This is a genomic window from Halomonas sp. TA22 (assembly GCF_013009075.1).
GTDB lineage: Bacteria > Pseudomonadota > Gammaproteobacteria > Pseudomonadales > Halomonadaceae > TA22.
Genome location: NZ_CP053108.1, coordinates 809052 through 825242, shown reverse-complemented (window position 1 = coordinate 825242; position 16191 = coordinate 809052). Strand labels below are relative to the sequence as shown.

17 protein-coding genes are annotated in these 16191 nt (G+C 63.6%); 11 read left to right on the top strand and 6 right to left on the bottom strand.

What is annotated here, in order from left to right; all coding sequences use genetic code 11:
• Window positions 1–67: 67 nt before the first annotated feature.
• Both dut and coaBC read right to left on the bottom strand, forming a co-directional pair.
• Complete coding sequence (dut, locus tag HJD22_RS03765; protein ID WP_208654309.1) at window positions 68–568, bottom strand: dUTP diphosphatase; 501 nt, start codon at window positions 566–568, stop codon at window positions 68–70.
• 11 nt (window positions 569–579) lie between these two features.
• Window positions 580–1875: a bifunctional phosphopantothenoylcysteine decarboxylase/phosphopantothenate--cysteine ligase CoaBC gene (gene coaBC, locus HJD22_RS03760; RefSeq protein ID WP_248730093.1), complete on the bottom strand. Its 1296-nt coding sequence runs from the start codon at window positions 1873–1875 to the stop codon at window positions 580–582.
• 159 nt (window positions 1876–2034) lie between these two features.
• Here coaBC and radC point away from each other — a divergent pair, with 159 nt between their 5' ends.
• The 11 genes from radC to HJD22_RS03705 all read left to right on the top strand — a co-directional run bounded on the left by radC (window position 2035) and on the right by HJD22_RS03705 (window position 11419).
• Window positions 2035–2709: a DNA repair protein RadC gene (gene radC, locus HJD22_RS03755; protein WP_208654308.1), complete on the top strand. Its 675-nt coding sequence runs from the start codon at window positions 2035–2037 to the stop codon at window positions 2707–2709.
• 172 nt (window positions 2710–2881) lie between these two features.
• Window positions 2882–3118 (top strand): 50S ribosomal protein L28, encoded by a 237-nt coding sequence (gene rpmB, locus HJD22_RS03750; protein ID WP_208654307.1) that lies wholly within the window; start codon window positions 2882–2884, stop codon window positions 3116–3118.
• Window positions 3119–3143: 25 nt separating this feature from the next.
• On the top strand, window positions 3144–3299 hold the full coding sequence (gene rpmG, locus HJD22_RS03745) for a 50S ribosomal protein L33 (protein ID WP_066451035.1): 156 nt from the start codon (window positions 3144–3146) through the stop codon (window positions 3297–3299).
• A 105-nt stretch (window positions 3300–3404) separates the two neighbouring features.
• On the top strand, window positions 3405–4235 hold the full coding sequence (gene mutM / locus HJD22_RS03740; RefSeq protein ID WP_208654306.1) for a bifunctional DNA-formamidopyrimidine glycosylase/DNA-(apurinic or apyrimidinic site) lyase: 831 nt from the start codon (window positions 3405–3407) through the stop codon (window positions 4233–4235).
• Between the two features lie 107 nt (window positions 4236–4342).
• A complete protein-coding gene (locus HJD22_RS03735; RefSeq protein WP_283101553.1) occupies window positions 4343–5548 on the top strand; it encodes a class I SAM-dependent rRNA methyltransferase in 1206 nt (401 codons plus the stop codon).
• Between the two features lie 5 nt (window positions 5549–5553).
• On the top strand, window positions 5554–5874 hold the full coding sequence (locus HJD22_RS03730) for a DUF2007 domain-containing protein (RefSeq protein WP_208654304.1): 321 nt from the start codon (window positions 5554–5556) through the stop codon (window positions 5872–5874).
• 13 nt (window positions 5875–5887) lie between these two features.
• Window positions 5888–6322: a thioesterase family protein gene (locus HJD22_RS03725; RefSeq protein ID WP_208654303.1), complete on the top strand. Its 435-nt coding sequence runs from the start codon at window positions 5888–5890 to the stop codon at window positions 6320–6322.
• Window positions 6323–6405: 83 nt separating this feature from the next.
• Window positions 6406–7419: a tryptophan--tRNA ligase gene (locus HJD22_RS03720; RefSeq protein ID WP_208654302.1), complete on the top strand. Its 1014-nt coding sequence runs from the start codon at window positions 6406–6408 to the stop codon at window positions 7417–7419.
• Window positions 7420–7584: 165 nt separating this feature from the next.
• Complete coding sequence (locus HJD22_RS03715; RefSeq protein ID WP_208654301.1) at window positions 7585–8787, top strand: YeeE/YedE family protein; 1203 nt, start codon at window positions 7585–7587, stop codon at window positions 8785–8787.
• A 101-nt stretch (window positions 8788–8888) separates the two neighbouring features.
• Window positions 8889–10568, top strand: a complete 1680-nt coding sequence (locus HJD22_RS03710; protein WP_208654300.1) for an NAD-dependent malic enzyme — start codon at window positions 8889–8891, stop codon at window positions 10566–10568.
• A gap of 146 nt (window positions 10569–10714) precedes the next feature.
• A complete protein-coding gene (locus tag HJD22_RS03705) occupies window positions 10715–11419 on the top strand; it encodes a hypothetical protein (protein ID WP_208654299.1) in 705 nt (234 codons plus the stop codon).
• Here the strand turns inward: HJD22_RS03705 and HJD22_RS03700 are convergent.
• The 4 genes from HJD22_RS03700 to pqqC are packed head-to-tail and all read right to left on the bottom strand — an operon-like array spanning window position 11409 to window position 16165.
• Complete coding sequence (locus tag HJD22_RS03700) at window positions 11409–13985, bottom strand: insulinase family protein (RefSeq protein ID WP_208654298.1); 2577 nt, start codon at window positions 13983–13985, stop codon at window positions 11409–11411. The genes HJD22_RS03705 and HJD22_RS03700 overlap by 11 nt on opposite strands.
• Window positions 13982–15121 (bottom strand): pyrroloquinoline quinone biosynthesis protein PqqE, encoded by a 1140-nt coding sequence (pqqE, locus tag HJD22_RS03695; RefSeq protein ID WP_208654297.1) that lies wholly within the window; start codon window positions 15119–15121, stop codon window positions 13982–13984. The genes HJD22_RS03700 and pqqE overlap by 4 nt, the downstream gene beginning before the upstream one ends.
• On the bottom strand, window positions 15114–15389 hold the full coding sequence (gene pqqD / locus HJD22_RS03690; RefSeq protein ID WP_208654296.1) for a pyrroloquinoline quinone biosynthesis peptide chaperone PqqD: 276 nt from the start codon (window positions 15387–15389) through the stop codon (window positions 15114–15116). The genes pqqE and pqqD overlap by 8 nt, the downstream gene beginning before the upstream one ends.
• Window positions 15386–16165 carry a pyrroloquinoline-quinone synthase PqqC gene (gene pqqC, locus HJD22_RS03685; RefSeq protein ID WP_208654295.1) on the bottom strand — a complete coding sequence of 260 codons (780 nt, stop codon included), beginning with the start codon at window positions 16163–16165 and terminating at the stop codon, window positions 15386–15388. Before pqqC ends, pqqD begins: the two co-directional genes overlap by 4 nt.
• Window positions 16166–16191: the final 26 nt, after the last annotated feature.

Below are 16191 nucleotides of genomic sequence, written 5' to 3'. Positions count from 1 at the left end.
GATGCTTGGGCAGAGATCGGCTCTGCCTCGGTGGTGATGATCGTCGCTGATGATGTCGATCGTGCAATCAGTGGCGGCCGGAGCTGCCGAATCCGCCAGCGCCACGCAGGCTCTCGTCGAAATCATCGACGATCTCGAGCTCGGCCTGCACCACGGGGACAAGCACGTACTGTGCCAGGCGCTCGAAGGGATCGAGCACGAAGCGCGTGGTGCCTCGGTTCCAGATCGAGATCATCAATTCGCCCTGATAGTCCGAATCGATCAGGCCGACCAGATTGCCGAGCACGATGCCATGCTTGTGGCCCAGGCCGGAGCGGGGCAGCACGAGGCCGGCAAGCCCTGGATCGGCAATGTGGATGGCAAGGCCGGTGCGCACCAGTTGGCACTGGCCGGGCTCAAGCGTTAGCGGTGCATCGAGCAGGGCACGCAGGTCCATGCCGGCACTGCCATGGGTCGCATAGTGCGGCAGCGGGTAGTCGCGTATCCGCTCGTCGAGAATCTTGACGGCGAGCGTGGGGCGGGCCCGCAAGGGTTCGTCGGATGAAGGGGTGTCGGCTGTGTCGGACATGGTCATTCCTGTCAGGCCCCTAGCCGGGGCGGAGCGTCGCCTGCCCCGGCTAGGGGCAGGCGCTCGAGGATGCTGTGGAGGATCGCCTCTGCGAGCTCGCGCTTGGTGCTTCTGGGCATGTCGCGCCGTCCGGGTGCGGCACCTTCGCCCGTGCGCCACAGCAGCAGGGCGGCATTGTGATCGGCACCGAATCCCTGGTCTGCCAGCGATACGTCATTGGCCACGATCATGTCGAGTCCCTTGCGCTCGAGCTTGTCGGCGGCGTAGGTCTCGAGGTCACGGGTTTCAGCGGCAAAGCCCACCATGAAGGGACGCGGGGTGGAGGCGGCGATTTCGGCGATGATGTCGGGATTGCGGACCAGCCTGAGCGTCAGCCCCTTTTCTCCCGCTGCGCGCTTCTTGATCTTGTGCTCGCTGACCTGCTCGGCGCGGTAGTCGGCCACTGCCGCGCAACCGATGAAAACATCGCTCTCGCCGGCCACGCGCTTGGCTGCGGCGAGCATCTCGCAGGCCGACTCTACGGCGATCCTCTCGACACCGCGGGGCGTTTCCAGCGCCACCGGGCCGCTGATCAACCTGACCGTGGCGCCGAGGTTGGCCGCTATTTCGGCCAGCGCAAAGCCCATCTTGCCGGAGCTATGGTTGGAGAGATAGCGCACCGGGTCGAGGGCTTCGCGGGTAGGTCCGGCGGTGATGGTGATCACAAGCCCGGCGGCAGGCCTTTGATCGACAGGGAACAGCGCCTGCGCGTCGGGCGTCTGGGTAAGCCCGGCGAGGATCGCCTCGGGCTCCAGCATGCGCCCAGGCCCCACATCGCCGCAGGCCTGGTCGCCGGCATCGGGGCCGAGCAGGCGCCAGCCGTCCTCCTCTAACTGGGCGGCGTTGCGCAGCGTGGCCGGGTGACGCCACATCGCCTGGTTCATGGCCGGGACCATCACCCGCTTGGCACCGCTTGCCAGGCACAGGGTGGTGAGCAGATCATCGGCCATGCCAGTGGCCAGGCGCGCCATCAGATCGGCGGTGGCGGGGGCGACGAGGATCATCTCGGCCCAGCGAGCCAGTGCGATATGGCCCATGCCAGCCTCGGCCTCGGGGTCGAGCAGCGAGGTATGCACTGCTTCGCCGGTCAGTGCCTGCAGGGTCAGTGGCGTGATGAAGGCCTGGGCGCCTTCGGTCATGACCACGCGCACCTCCGCCCCGGCCTTCTTCAAAAGCCGTGCCAGATGCGCGCTCTTGTAGGCGGCGATGCCGCCGCTGATGCCGAGCAGAATGCGTTTGTCGAGCAGTGATGTCATGGCACTAGTCATGGCACTATCCGAGCCGAAACAGGCCTCTACCTTACCACTGGCCTGGCGTTTTGCGTAGGGAGGACCGCGCCGGGCGAGGCGGGTAGAATACGCTATGCATCGAGCGAATCATGCCGATCACGGAGCATGGCGATAACAACAAACGCAGGGGGAAATTACGTGTCGATTCGTGACTGGCCGGAGGGTGAACGGCCCAGAGAGAAGTTGCTTGCGATCGGGCCGGCGGGACTGTCGGATGCCGAGCTGTTGGCGATCTTCCTGCGGGTGGGCGTCAAGGGGCGTTCGGCGGTGGATCTGGCGCGCGATCTGCTCACCGCCTTCGGTGGGCTGCGTCAGCTGCTCGAGGCCGACCGCGTGCGCTTCTGCGCCGAGCATGGCCTGGGCGAGGCCAAGTACGTTCAGCTACAGGCGGTGCACGAGCTGTCGCGTCGCCACCTGGCGGCGCAGCTGGAGCGGGGTGGCGCGCTGACCTCACCGGGGCTGGTGCGGGCCTATTTCGCCTCGCAGCTTCGCCATCTTGGTCATGAGGAGTTCGCTGCCCTGTTTCTCGACAGCCAGCACCGGGTGATTCGCTACGAGTCGCTGTTTCGCGGCACCCTGGACAGTGCCTCCGTCTACCCCCGCGAGGTGGCCAGGCGCGCACTGGAGCTAGGTGCCGGCGCGATCATCTTCGCTCACAATCACCCCTCCGGCGTGGCCGAGCCGAGCGACGCCGACCGACGCATCACCGAGCGCCTCAGAACGGCACTGGATCTGTTCGGGATACGCGTGCTCGATCACTTCGTCGTCGGCGATGGGGAAGTGGTCTCGTTCGCCGAGCGTGGATGGTTATAGCGGTCGATGCTTGCCGTTCAGGGGCGGGTCTGGTATAAAGTGCTCCCTTTGAATTCCCTTGGGTTAAATTAAGGGGGCTGTGAGGCGGTAGTCAGCCTAGCGCCAGCCCGGTTTGCCCGACAGGTTTTGAACACTCAGGTCTGAACACCTGGCCAAGCGGTTGGAGGCTTCCATGTCCAAAGTATGTCAGGTTACCGGCAAGCGCCCGGTGACTGGTAATAACGTATCGCACTCCCAGCGCAAGACGCGTCGTCGTTTCTTGCCGAACCTGCACTCCCACCGTTTCTGGGTGGAGTCAGAGAAGCGCTTCGTCAAGCTGCGCATCTCCTCCAAGGGCATGCGTATCATCGACAAGAAGGGTATCGAGGCAGTCATCGCCGATATCCGCAAGCGCGGCGAAAGCGTCTAAACGACCTTCCTAGGGAGACAGGATCATGCGTGACAAGATCAGGATGGTGTCCAGCGCCGGTACCGGCCACTTCTACACCACCGACAAGAACAAGCGGAACACTCCGGACAAGCTCGAGATGAAGAAGTTCGATCCAGTGATCCGTCAGCACGTGATGTACAAGGAAGCCAAGATCAAGTAAATCGCTGCGCGATCTCGCTTGAAGGCTCCTGCCGCAGGCGCAAGCCTGTCACAAGAACCCGGTTAACGCCGGGTTCTTGCGTATCGGTTTTTCGAGATTTTCGTCATGCCAGAGTTGCCCGAAGTCGAAACTACCCGCCGAGGCCTTGCGCCCCATGTCGAAGGGCGCGAGATTCGCGAGGTCGTGGTGCGTCAGCGCCGCCTGCGCACGCCAGTGCCGGAAGGGCTCGAGAACGCCTTGGTGGGGTCGCGTATCGGCCCGCTTGGGCGCCGTGCCAAGTACCTGCTCGTGCCGCTGTCAGGTGCCCAGGGCGAGGGCGACACCTTGATCTGGCATCTCGGCATGTCCGGTAGCCTGCGCATCGCCCGGCTGGGCGACGTGCCCAAGAAGCACGACCATATCGATCTGGTGCTGGAGGATGGTGCCATCCTGCGCTATCACGACCCGCGCCGCTTCGGCTTCGTCGACTGGCTAAAGGGGAACGTCGAGCAGGATCCGCGCCTGGCAAGGCTCGGTCCCGAGCCGCTCTCGCCTGCGTTTCATGGCAGCCGGCTGCACGCCTTGTCACGCGGGCGTCGCATTGCCGTGAAACCCTTCCTGATGGACAACGCCGTGGTGGTGGGGGTGGGCAACATCTACGCAAGCGAAGCACTGTTCCTGGCTGGCATCGATCCGAGGCGCGCTGCCGGGCGCATCTCCCAGGAACGCTACGAGCGCCTGGCCGTCGCTGTGCGCGAGGTGCTCACCGCTGCCATCACCCAGGGCGGGACGACCCTGCGCGACTTTGTCAGCGGCACCGGTGAACCGGGCTATTTTGCCCAGCGCTTGAGTGTCTATGGTCGTCATGGTCAGCCCTGCCAACACTGTGGCGGTGAGCTCAGGCTGGTGACACTTGGCCAGCGCGCCAGCGTGTTCTGCGCGGTCTGTCAGACCTGAGCCGACTGCCGTTTCCGGCTTGTCGCCCGCACGGTCTTGGCCGGGGCGGGCCTGCGCGCGCTAGAATGCCATATCACTGTTTTCCATGACGGCATACCACTGTTTACATGACGGAGAGTTCCGTGACCGAACGCCTGCGCTTGAAGAAGAATGCCGACCGCCGCCTCAAGGCGGGGCATCTGTGGTTGTACTCCAACGAGATCGATATCGAGGCCACGCCGCTCAAGACCTTCGAGCCCGGTGCCCAGGCGGTGATCGAGGCTGCCAACGGCAAAGCGATGGGGGTGGCCTACGTCAACCCCCACTCGCTGATCTGCGCCCGTGTCGTCTCGCGCGATGCGGACGTGCGGCTCGACCGCTCGCTGCTGGTCCACCGCTTCAACCAGGCGTTGGGGCTGCGCGAGCGTCTGTATGCCAAGCCCTTCTATCGGCTGGTGCACGGCGAGGGCGATCTGCTGCCTGGCTTGATCGTCGATCGTTTCGATGACGTGCTGGTGGTGCAGCTCAATACCCTGGGCATGGAGCATCTCGGCGAGGAGGTGATCGCGGCGCTCGACAAGGTGCTCTCGCCACGTGCCATCGTGTTCAAGAACGACTCCTCCGGACGGCGTCAGGAGCAGCTCGAATCCCAGGTGGAGGTGGTCAAGGGCGAGCTGCCCGAGCAGGTGGTGCTCGAGGAGAATGGCGTGCGCTTCGTGGTGCCGGTACTCGATGGCCAGAAGACTGGCTGGTTCTATGATCACCGTGATAACCGCGCCTGGCTCAATGGTCTGGTGGCCGGCAAGCGGGTGCTAGACGTGTTCAGCTACGTCGGTGGCTGGGGGGTGCAGGCGGCGGCACATGGGGCAAGCGAAGTGTTGTGTGTGGACGCCTCGGGCGACGCGCTGGAGCGGGTCGCCGAGAACGCTGCCCTCAACGGCTTGGCCGAGCAGGTGGCGGTGGGCCAGGGCGATGCCTTCGAGGCGCTCGCCGCGCTCAAGGCCGATGGCGAACAGTTCGACGTAATCGTCCTCGACCCACCGGCATTCATCAAGAAGCGCAAGGATATTCCCAACGGGGAGCGAGCCTACTCACGGCTCAACCGTGAAGCGATTCGTCTGCTGGGTCGCGATGGGCTACTGATCAGCGCCTCCTGTTCGATGCATCTGGCCACGGAGCGACTGATGGAGTGCGTGCGCAGCGCGGTGCGCCATCAGGACCGCCATGGACAGGTGATCTATCAGGGACATCAGGGCGGGGATCATCCGGTGCATCCGGCGATCCCGGAAACGGCCTATCTCAAGGCGCTCGGCGTGCGCGTCTTTCGCGACTGAGCGTCATGGCGCCTGGCTACGTTCGCGTCTTCGCCCATGCCAACGCGCTGCTGGTCAGCCATGTGCGCAATGTGTTGAGTGGCGCCGAAATCCCCGCCGAACTTCGCAACATGACGCTGGGCGGTGGTGCCGGCGAGTTGCCGCTAGGGGAGTGCGAACCGGAGGTCTGGGTCGCCCGAGACAATGCCGAGCGTGCTATTTCCCTGATCCACGAGTCGCTTCGGGGAGGTGGCGAAACGTTGCCTGACTGGTGCTGTCCGCAATGTGGCGAGACCCTGGAAGGGGCCTTCGATACCTGCTGGAACTGTGGTGAGTCGCGCCGCTGAGGAGACCTAACCCATGAAGTGGGATCTGGCCCATCCGTATATTCTGCCAATCAAGGTCGAGGCGTCCGCCATCGACGATTTCGATCACGTCAACAATATCGAGTACCTGCGCTGGATCGAGGCGATCAGCTGGGCGCACTCCGTCGAGCTTGGACTCGACATGGCGCGCTATCGCGAATTCGACCGTGCCATGGCGGTACACCGCCATGAGCTCGACTATCTTGCGCCGGCCTTTCTCGGTGAGCGCCTCGAGCTCGCCACTTGGATTGTCGCGTGTGACGGCCGCCTGACGCTGACGCGCCGCTTCCAGCTCAGGCGCCCTGGCGATGACAGGACGCTGTTGCGCGCGTGCACGCGTTTCGCCTGCATCGAACTCTCCACGGGGCGTGCGCGGCGTATGCCCGCCGAGTACGTGACGACCTATGGTGCCGCACTCACGCAAGAGTGAGTCACAGGCCTCGGTCGCCTTGGCCAGGGCGGCGCGGTAAACTGACCCCACATGCCATTCACCTAGTGGATCCGTCCGATTTCATGAACAAGACACGCGTTCTCACCGGTATCACGACCACCGGTACGCCGCACCTCGGCAACTATGTCGGGGCGATCAAGCCGGCCATCGCCGCCAGCCAGGACCCCAATGTCCAGTCCTTCTACTTCCTTGCCGACCTGCACGCGCTAATCAAGTGCCAGGAGCCGCAGCGGGTCCAGGAGTCGCGTCTGGAGATCGCTGCCACCTGGCTGGCGCTTGGGCTGGATACCGACAATGCCATCTTCTACCGTCAGTCCGACGTGCCCGAGATCCCCGAACTGACCTGGATGCTCTCCTGCGTCTGCGCCAAGGGATTGATGAACCGGGCCCACGCCTACAAGGCGGCAGTTGCCGAGAACGAGGCCGCCGACAACCAGGACCCGGACAAGGGCATCACCATGGGGCTATTCGGCTATCCGGTGCTGATGGCCGCCGATATCCTGATGTTCAATGCCCACAAGGTGCCGGTGGGGCGCGACCAGATCCAGCATATCGAGATGGCGCGCGACATCGCCGGACGTTTCAACCATCTCTACAAGGGCGAGTTCTTTACCCAGCCCGAGGCCGTGGTCGACGACAAGGTCAAGGTGTTGGGCGGGCTCGACGGACGCAAGATGTCCAAGAGCTACAACAATACGATTCCGCTGTTCGTCTCCGAAAAGAAGCTCCAGAAGCTGGTGCGCAAGATCAAGACCAACTCACTGGAGCCTGGCGAGCCCAAGGACCCCGAGGGCTGCACGCTGTTCCAGATCTATTCGGCCTTCGCCACGCCCCAGGAGAGCGAGGCGATGCGTCAGCGCTACACTGATGGGATCGGCTGGGGGGAGGCCAAGAACGAGGTATTCGAGTACCTCAATGCCCACCTGAGCGAGCCGCGTGAACGTTACTTGGCGTTGATGGAGGACCCGGGCCACATCGAGCAGGTGTTGTTGAAGGGTGCCGAGCGTGCCCGCGCCGAGGCAGCGCCGTTCATGGATCAGCTGCGACAGGCAGTGGGACTGGCTCGATTCGTCTAGCGTCCCGAACGCTGATTGAACGAGAGGGCGCCTGTAGGGCGCCCTCCTGCGTTGTTGCCATTTAGTCTGACAATGATGGCGATGGTTTTTTGCCAATTCACAATAGTTGAGTCTTTTACTAGGCTTTAGCTTCCAAGCGAAAGCGTATCCTCTCTGGAGCCTCACATGAGTGAACTCACTCTGTCGTCGCAGCGCCCGGCGCCGACAACCTGGATTGCCGTTGCGCTGCTGGTCCTGGGCGCCCTAGCCGTTGGCTTGGCCTTCGACTGGCGCCTTACCGGTCTGATGCTGATTGGCGGTGCCCTGGGCCTGGTGCTCTATCATGCCGCCTTCGGCTTCACCGCCGCGTGGCGGGTATTCATCACCGAGCGACGCGGGCGGGGGCTGCGTGCGCAAATGGTGATGTTGACCATCGCTGTCGTGCTGTTCTTTCCCGCCCTTGGCAGCAATATCCTGTTCGGTCGGGAGGTGAGTGGCTTCGTCTCGCCGATCGGCGTCTCGGTGCTATTCGGCGCTTTTCTGTTCGGCATCGGCATGCAGCTGGGTGGCGGCTGCGCCTCCGGTACGCTGTTCACCGCAGGCGGCGGCAATGCACGCATGCTGGTTACGCTTACGTTCTTCATCGTCGGCTCGGTGATCGGCAGCGCTCACTTCGCCTGGTGGCAGAGCCAGCCGGCGTTCGAACCCGTCTCGCTGGTCGAGACGTTTGGAGCAGGGGGTGGTATTGCGGTCAGCCTGACGCTGTTCGCTGCCATCGCTGCGTTCACCGTAGTGATGGAGAGGCGCCGACATGGCCGGCTCGAGGAGGTGCCCCGCGTCAATCTCGGTCATCGCCGCTGGCTCACCGGCCCCTGGCCCTTGCTGTTCGGTGCCGTGGCGCTGGCGCTGCTCAACTTCGCCACCCTGACACTTGCCGGGCGCCCTTGGGGCATCACCTCGGCCTTTGCGCTGTGGGGCGCCAAGGGTTACGAGTTCCTCGGCGGTGAGGTCTCAAGTTGGGGCTACTGGCAGGCACCGGCCAACGCGGCCGCTCTGGAGGCGAGCGTGTGGAGCGACATCACTACGGTGATGAACGTCGGCATCATCCTGGGCGCCATGGTTGCGGCCTCACTGGCGGGACGATTTGCGCCTAGCCTGCGCATCCCGCTGCGCTCGCTTGCGGCGGCGGTGGTCGGCGGGCTGATGCTGGGCTATGGGGCGCGGTTGGCCTTCGGTTGCAATATCGGCGCCTACTTCAGCGGGATCGCCTCGGGCAGCCTGCATGGCTGGGTCTGGATGGTGGCGGCCTTTGCCGGCAATGTGGTGGGCGTCAGGCTGCGTCCGCTGTTCTTCCCGGGTCCCGCTACGCCAGTCGCCAGAAGCTGCTAATGGGGCATGATGGAGCGAATGACGCTGCGCTCATGGTAAAGTATGTGCCCTGAGCGTCGCCAGAACGCCAAGGTTCCCAAGCCAACAGTGTGAGACGAAAGATGACCCATCCTGCAAGACGACCGCTTTACGTTCCTTATGCCGGCCCGACGCTGCTGGGCATGCCGCTGCTCAACAAGGGCAGTGCTTTCACTCTGGCCGAGCGCATGGCGTTCAACCTCGTGGGTCTGCTGCCGCAGAACGTTGAGTCGATCGAGGAGCAGGCCGAGCGTGCCTATCGCCAGTATCAGGCGTGTCAGAATGACTTGGATCGCCATATCTATCTGCGCGCCATCCAGGATGACAACGAGACGCTCTTCTTCCGCCTGCTCGAGGAGCATCTCGAGGAGATGCTGCCGATCATCTACACGCCGACGGTAGGCGAGGCGTGCGAGGAGTTTTCCAACATCTATCGCAATCACCGTGGGCTGTTCATCTCCTACCCCGACCGCGATCATATGGACGATATCCTGCGCAGCGCCACCAAGGACAAGGTGAAGGTGATCGTCGTCACCGATGGCGAGCGTATCCTGGGGCTGGGCGACCAGGGGCTCGGCGGGATGGGCATCCCCATCGGTAAGCTGTCGCTGTATACCGCCTGTGGCGGCATCAGCCCGGCCTATACCCTGCCGATCATGCTCGATGTGGGTACCAACAATCAGGCATTGCTCGACGATCCCATGTACATGGGCTGGCGCCATCAGCGTGTTTCCCAGGATGAGTACAACGCGTTCATCGCTACCTTCATCGCTGCGGTGAAGCGCCGCTGGCCTGGGGTGCTGCTGCAGTTCGAGGACTTCGCCCAGGCCAATGCGATGCCGCTGCTCGAACGCTATCGCGACGAGCTGTGCTGCTTCAATGATGACATTCAGGGCACGGCATCGGTATGTGTGGGCACCCTGTTGGCTGCCTGCAAGGCCAAGGGCGAGAAGGTCAGCGACCAGCGCGTGGTTTTCGTCGGCGCCGGCTCGGCGGGCTGCGGCATTGCAGAGCAGATCATTCTGGCCATGTGCAGCGAGGGGCTGCCGGAAGCCGAGGCCCGTTCGCGTGTCTTCATGGTCGATCGTTTCGGTCTGCTGACCCGCGACATGAAGGGGTTGTATGATTTCCAGCTGCGTCTGGCCCACGACCCCGCGGCGGTCGAGGAGTGGGGCGACAAGACCTTGCTCGATGTCGTGCGTCACGCCAAGCCGACGGTATTGATCGGCGTTTCCGGTCAGCGCGGGCTGTTCACACGGGAAGTGATCGAATCGCTTCATGCCGGCTGCGCTCAGCCGCTGGTCATGCCACTCTCCAACCCGACCTCCAAGGTGGAAGCCACGCCGCAGGACGTGCTGGCATGGACCGATGGCCAAGCGCTGGTCGCCACCGGCAGCCCCTTCGCGCCGGTGTCGCTCAATGGGCATGACTACCCGATTGCGCAGTGCAACAACGCCTATATCTTTCCCGGGATCGGTCTGGGCGTGCTCGCCTCGGGCGCTTCCCGGGTGACCGATGCCATGTTGATGGCGGCCTCCAATGCACTGGCCAACGGCTCGCCCATCGTCAAGCATGGCGAAGGCGCCCTGCTGCCGCCGCTGAGCGAGATCCGCGAGATCAGCAAGGCGATCGCCTTCGATGTGGCCAAGCAGGCCCAGGAGGATGGCGTGGCGCTCAAGAGCGATGATGACCTGCTGCGCGAGAATATCGAGCAGGGTTTCTGGTACCCGCGCTACCGCGAGTATCGTCGCAAGGCGTCCTGAGCATCACCTCGTCGCTACAAGTGCCCCGCTGTTGATCAGCGGGGTTTTTTTATTGGAAATGACAGCCTATCCGTGGCGAGTCACCTAGGCTGTAAGACGCAGGCGGGAGACCGTGCCCGAAAGAGTGACCGAGACAAGGAGGCTTCGTGCTCGATTGGATAACGCAACATTCGGATGCGCTCACGGTATTCACCAATGTGGGCACGCTGATCATCTGGTTGGTCTACGCCCAATTGCTCTACTTGGGCTTTCGCCGCCAGCGCCGGCCCCGGCTGATCATCAACCGGGGCAAGAACAAGGATATCAACGGCCTTTGCATCATCAGCAACATGAGTGCCGAGTCGGTCTATATCCAGTACATCATTGCCGATCTAACGACATCGCGCGGCACGATTACCCAGGACGTGACCGACTTCGAACAGTTCAATGACGACGAAGGCAAGCAGGACAACGACGATCAGGCTTCGCTCGCCTTCGGCCCGGTCGAGGACAATACACGACAGGGACCAATGGCTTCCGGGAGCTGTCGCCATATCGGCAGCTATGCCGATCTGATTATTCGCCTGGCACGCGATGAGGGGGTCGAGATGGTGGGCTACCGTCCCAAGGATGAGTCGCTCGAGTTTCACAGCCTGACGATCCGCCTGATCGCCATCTATGGGCCCGAGGATCAACCCATCGGCGCCGAGCGTACTTTCAAACTGGAAGATCGGAGCGGTCATTGCAACCTGGTGCCTGCCTCCTGGGATACACGGCGGCTGGCCTCGAAATGGCAACGCCGCAAGCTGGCCAAGCAAGTGAAGCGGCTCAATGACACCAATTTCATCTCCTCCTCTCAGCTCAAGGAGTAGTCGGCCGCTGCTCCCACCAACGACGCGGAAGGGTTCCTGCCACCAGTGCCTGAGCGTGTGCCTCGATATCGCTCGGCATCAGCCGCTCGAGTGCTATCTGCTCCTCTTCCCAAGGCGGCAGCGTATCTAGCGGCTTCTCCCGTGAATGGCGACGTAGCGCCTGCCAGGTACGCTCGAGGGCCTCGGCGATGGTTTCAGGCGGCCCCTGACGGGCCAGCAATCCTCGGCGTAGGCAGTTGAATTCATCGAAAGTGAGCCTGGCCAGACGCAGCGCCTGAGCATTGAGAAATGCCTCTATGGCGGCGCGCAGGGCGTCGATATCGGCATGGGGCGACTGCACGACATAGCCCAGCCGCGGCCAGCCCGCGGCCTCGCGATAGCGTACCGCCGCCACATAGCCCAGGCCGCGCCGCTGGCGCATCTCACGGTAGAACGCTGCATCATGACACTGCCCCAGCAGCTGCATCAGCCAGCGGCTGCGGGAGCTTTCATCTGCACCCTGAACTTCGAGCAGTAGCGCCCAATCCTTGCCTACGGGGGGAAGAGAGAGCTGGGGTTCCCGACTATTTGCTGGGTCACCGCGCAGTCTCATGGGCTCGATGTCGGGCAGGAGCACTCTTACCCGCTCGGCCCAAAGATGCGCTTGATCGCTCCCGATATGCTCCCCTATCCAGCAGCTCAGCGCCGAGGAGTGTGCCTGACGCAGCGCCGGCGAGGGTGTTTCTAGCCGTGCCAGCATACGCTGGGCGACCAATCCTGCGGTAGGCGATGGTTGGGACGGGGCGTTGTCGGCGAGGGGCAAGTCGTGCCATGCAGCCACGGCCTGTTCGGCAAGTGAGAGAAGTGGTGCGGTGCTGCCATGTGTCATCAGCCAGTCGCCCTGGGAATCGCCGCCCAGGCGCAGCGTCATGCCGCGCGCGCGTGCGGCTTGGGCCAGTGCCAGGGTGCTGGCTCGCCAGCGCATCAGGCGCTCATGCTGGTGGATGGGCGGTGCGGGCCAGCCCAGGCAGCAGTAGGTATCCATCGCATCGTCCATCTGCGAGGTTACAAACCCACCCCACCACAGCGCCAGATGCTCACGAGACGTGAGCCGTTGTGGTATTCCATGACGTTTGGCTTCGGGTGGCTGAGGTGTTATGGCGTCGGGCTGCATGGGCATGAAGCGTGGCGCCGAGCGCAAGGCAAGCGGCGGCGGCTCATCGAAAACGGGGAGCGGGGAGAAACGAAACGGAGTGCCTGTCTCCTCGGTATCGCCATCGGCTCGTTGCCCAAGTGTGCCAGGGGAGCAGCGCTCCAGCATTCGACAGCGCCTTGGTGCCAGCCAGTGCGCCAAAGCCTTTCGAGCCTCGTGAAGGGGCTCGCACGGTGCAGCGACGCTGGTGCTCAAGGGGATACCCTGGGCCAGTCGGCAGGCCTGTTCCCTGGGCCACTCATCGAGATCGACAGGCGACGCGAGAGGGGGGGGATCCTGTTCGTTCAGCGCTTTCAGCGCGGCTTGAAGGCATGCCAGGCAGGTGGTGTATAGCGCCGTCATCGCGTCCTGCTCTACACTCCCCTCCAAGTCGAGCGTAATGCCGAACAACGCCTGGGGACCCTGCCAGGATAGTGTGGCCTCAAGCTCCTGAAGGCTCGCTCGATTGTGCAGTTGGACAGAAAGAGAGGCTGCGAGATTGGCCGAAAGAGTGCCGTCATTGAGGATGCCGAGAAGGTGTTCGATCCAGCCACCATGACGCAGCACGAGCTCGGTAGGCAGTGCCCACAGCAGCTCGAGAGAGTGTGAGTTATCACTTTTGCTATCCCCTATTGGCGGCGTGCACCAGCGCACCCAGGCGCCGAGCTGCGCTTCGCGCCAGTAGGGCTGACGCGTGGGAGGCGAGGTGGTGGCCTTGCCGATACAGGCGCCATGGCGCGCCAGCAGCGCTAGCTGCTCGTCAAGTGTCTGAGGTCCCAGCATGACCAGACCCATGCGCTCGGCGTGATAGTGGCGGCGATGAAACTCGCCAAGTCGTGCGCTCAACTGGCCTGCGTCCTCGCCCAGGCTGGCACGGTGGCCGGCGTGACAGTGGCGGGCGGGATGGGATGGCTCGCTGAACCGGCCCAGCGCGGCCAGGCGGTGCAAGGCGGGGTCGGCAAGGCGGGCATGGAACTCGGCATCCAACACCTTGACCTCAGCGGCGATCAGCGAAGAATCGAGCAGGGGACGGTAGAGCAGCGCCACTAGCCGAGCGAGCCCTTCGTCGGCGCACTCGGGTGGCAGGTATAGATGCACGTGGGTGGTGTACGCTTCGGTACGCGCGTTGTAGCGTCCGCCCCGCTCGCCGACCCAGCGGGCTAGCTCGCCAGGCTCGGAATGGGGAAGGCTGCCTAAAAACAGCGCGTGCTCAAGCAGATGAGCCAAGCCGCGGCACTTGGCCGGTTCGTCGAAAAAGCCCGCATCGACAGCGCCTACAAGGCGTAGCTTTCGGGCACTTGGCACCTCCACGGCCATGACGTTAAGACCATTTTCCAGTTCCCGAATGGCATATCGGCTCTCGCGGGGAAGACCTGGCGCTTCTACCTTGCTCATTCGCGACAGAACACCCTCGACTCGCGGGCATTGCGCAGTGTCAGCTCCTCGATGCTGCGGGTGTCGCCTGCCGCTTCGTGGCGTGCGGCTTCGATCAAATGGTGATCGGCAGAGAGCGAGCATACCGGGTCGGTGGCCGCGGGATCTCCAGTGAGCAGGAAAGCCTGGCAGCGGCAGCCGCCGAAGTCCTTGTCACGCTCGTCGCAGCTGCGGCAGGGCTGGGGCATCCAGGCATCGCCACGAAAGCGGTTGAAAGGATCGCTTTGATACCAGATCTCCCTGAGCGGCTGATCGCGAACCGTGGGGAACTGCATGGGCAGCATGCGGGCGCTGTGGCAGGGGAGCACGGCACCGTCCGGCGCCACGGTCATGAAGATCGAGCCCCAACCGCCCATGCACGCCTTGGGGCGATCGGCGTAGTAGTCCGGCACCACGAACAGCAGGCGCATGTCGCGCCCTCTGGCAGCCAGCGCTTCGCGCCAGCGCTGGGTGGTGGCCTCGGCGGCCTGCAACTGCGCCTCGCTCGGCAAAAGCCCGGTACGATTGAGGTGCGCCCAGCCGTAGAGCTGGCAGTTGGCCAGCTCTACGGCATCGGCGCCGAGGTCGTCGCACAGCGCGATGATAGTATCGAGCTGATCGATGTTGTGACGGTGCAGCACGACGTTGAGCACCATCGGATAGCCGGCCGCCTTGACGGCGCGGGCCATGCTCAGCTTCTTGGCGTGGGCCTTGCGCGAGCCGGCCACCGCGGCGGCGACGTCGGCATCGGCAGCCTGCAGGCTGATCTGGATGTGATCGAGCCCAGCATCGCGCAGCGCATTGATGCGCGCCTCGTCGAGCCCTAGCCCCGAGGTGATCAGGTTGGTGTAGAACCCAAGGTCGCGGGCCTCCTGCACCAATGCTTCCAGGTCCTTGCGCACCAGTGGTTCGCCACCGGAAAAGCCCATCTGTACGGCGCCCATGGCGCGCGCCTGGCGCAGCACGTCGCGCCACTCATCGGTCGTCAGCTCCTGCTGATGGGCGGCGAAGTCCAAGGGGTTGGAGCAGTAGGAACACTGCAGCGGACAGCGGTAGGTCAGCTCGGCGAGTAACCACAGGGGAGCGCCGGTACCGCCCATCGTGGTGAAGTCATTCATGGTGAATCCAGCCTTGCCGTGCGGCATCGTCGATGAACTCATGAACGTCCTGTGCGATGGCCTCGCGCGGGGCCTGGGGATAGGCGCTGTGTAGCGCCTCGATCAACGCCTCCACGCTGCGCTTCCCGTCCAGGCGCTGCAGGATGGCGCCCGCACTTTCGTTGAGCTGTACCATCCCCTCTGGGTAGAGCAGGACGTGGCGCTGCTGTGCCTCTTCCCATTGTAGGCGCCAGCCGGGCCTGAGCCGATAGATATCGCTTGGGTTCATGCAAGCCCCTTATGGTAGACGCGCCGATCGGTGATGGTGTGGTAGGGCGCGCGGTCCAGCTGATAGGCCAGAGTCATGGCGTCGAGCATCGACCACAGCACGTCGAGCTTGAACTGGAGGATGTCGAGTGCCCGTTGCTGTGACACGGCGGTGGTGCAGATATCCAGCGCCAATTCCAGGCCATGCTCGACATCGCGGCGCGCCTCCTTGAGGCGCTTGCGGAAGTAGCCGTAGCCGGCCTGATCGATCCAGGGGTAGTGCTGGGGCCAGGTATCGAGCCGGCTCTTGTGGGCCTGGGGAGCAAAGAGCTCGGTGAGCGAGGAGATCGCCGCTTCGCGCCAGTCGGCACGCCGCACGAAATTGAGATAGGCATCCACGGCGAAGCGCACCCCAGGCAGCACATGCTCCTGTGACCAGAGTTCCTCCCGCGATAGCCCCACCGCTTCGCCCAGCACCAGCCACGCCTCGATGCCGCCGCTGTCGTGGTCATGGCCATCGTGATCGAGCAGACGCTGTATCCAGCGTCGTCGGGTTGCGGCGTCCGGACAGTTGGCCAGCAGCGCGGCATCCTTCTGAGGTATGTTGATCTGGTAGTAGAAGCGATTGGCGACCCAGCCACGTAACTGTTCCCGGGTGGCGCGCCCTTCGGTCATGTCGACCTGAAACGGATGATGGGTATGGTAGTAGTCGCCCTTGGCCAGCAGGGCTTCACGGAACGCCTCGCGATCCAGAGCCTCTCCGTTGGCACTAGCCAGGGGCGACACGATGCTCGTCATGGTGGCTCCTCCTGCGTGATCCTTCG

What these genes read in the sequence shown, in the direction of transcription:
- rpmB (WP_208654307.1), top strand. Translation starts at nt 2,882, where the DNA reads ATGTCCAAAGTATGTCAGGTTACCGGCAAGCGCCCGGTGACTGGTAAT.
- mutM (WP_208654306.1), top strand. Translation starts at nt 3,405, where the DNA reads ATGCCAGAGTTGCCCGAAGTCGAAACTACCCGCCGAGGCCTTGCGCCC.
- HJD22_RS03735 (WP_283101553.1), top strand. Translation starts at nt 4,343, where the DNA reads ATGACGGAGAGTTCCGTGACCGAACGCCTGCGCTTGAAGAAGAATGCC.
- HJD22_RS03730 (WP_208654304.1), top strand. Translation starts at nt 5,554, where the DNA reads ATGGCGCCTGGCTACGTTCGCGTCTTCGCCCATGCCAACGCGCTGCTG.
- rpmG (WP_066451035.1), top strand. Translation starts at nt 3,144, where the DNA reads ATGCGTGACAAGATCAGGATGGTGTCCAGCGCCGGTACCGGCCACTTC.
- HJD22_RS03725 (WP_208654303.1), top strand. Translation starts at nt 5,888, where the DNA reads ATGAAGTGGGATCTGGCCCATCCGTATATTCTGCCAATCAAGGTCGAG.
- coaBC (WP_248730093.1), bottom strand. Translation starts at nt 1,875, where the DNA reads ATGACTAGTGCCATGACATCACTGCTCGACAAACGCATTCTGCTCGGC.
- pqqE (WP_208654297.1), bottom strand. Translation starts at nt 15,121, where the DNA reads ATGAATGACTTCACCACGATGGGCGGTACCGGCGCTCCCCTGTGGTTA.
- HJD22_RS03715 (WP_208654301.1), top strand. Translation starts at nt 7,585, where the DNA reads ATGAGTGAACTCACTCTGTCGTCGCAGCGCCCGGCGCCGACAACCTGG.
- pqqD (WP_208654296.1), bottom strand. Translation starts at nt 15,389, where the DNA reads ATGAACCCAAGCGATATCTATCGGCTCAGGCCCGGCTGGCGCCTACAA.
- pqqC (WP_208654295.1), bottom strand. Translation starts at nt 16,165, where the DNA reads ATGACGAGCATCGTGTCGCCCCTGGCTAGTGCCAACGGAGAGGCTCTG.
- HJD22_RS03720 (WP_208654302.1), top strand. Translation starts at nt 6,406, where the DNA reads ATGAACAAGACACGCGTTCTCACCGGTATCACGACCACCGGTACGCCG.
- dut (WP_208654309.1), bottom strand. Translation starts at nt 568, where the DNA reads ATGTCCGACACAGCCGACACCCCTTCATCCGACGAACCCTTGCGGGCC.
- HJD22_RS03710 (WP_208654300.1), top strand. Translation starts at nt 8,889, where the DNA reads ATGACCCATCCTGCAAGACGACCGCTTTACGTTCCTTATGCCGGCCCG.
- HJD22_RS03700 (WP_208654298.1), bottom strand. Translation starts at nt 13,985, where the DNA reads ATGAGCAAGGTAGAAGCGCCAGGTCTTCCCCGCGAGAGCCGATATGCC.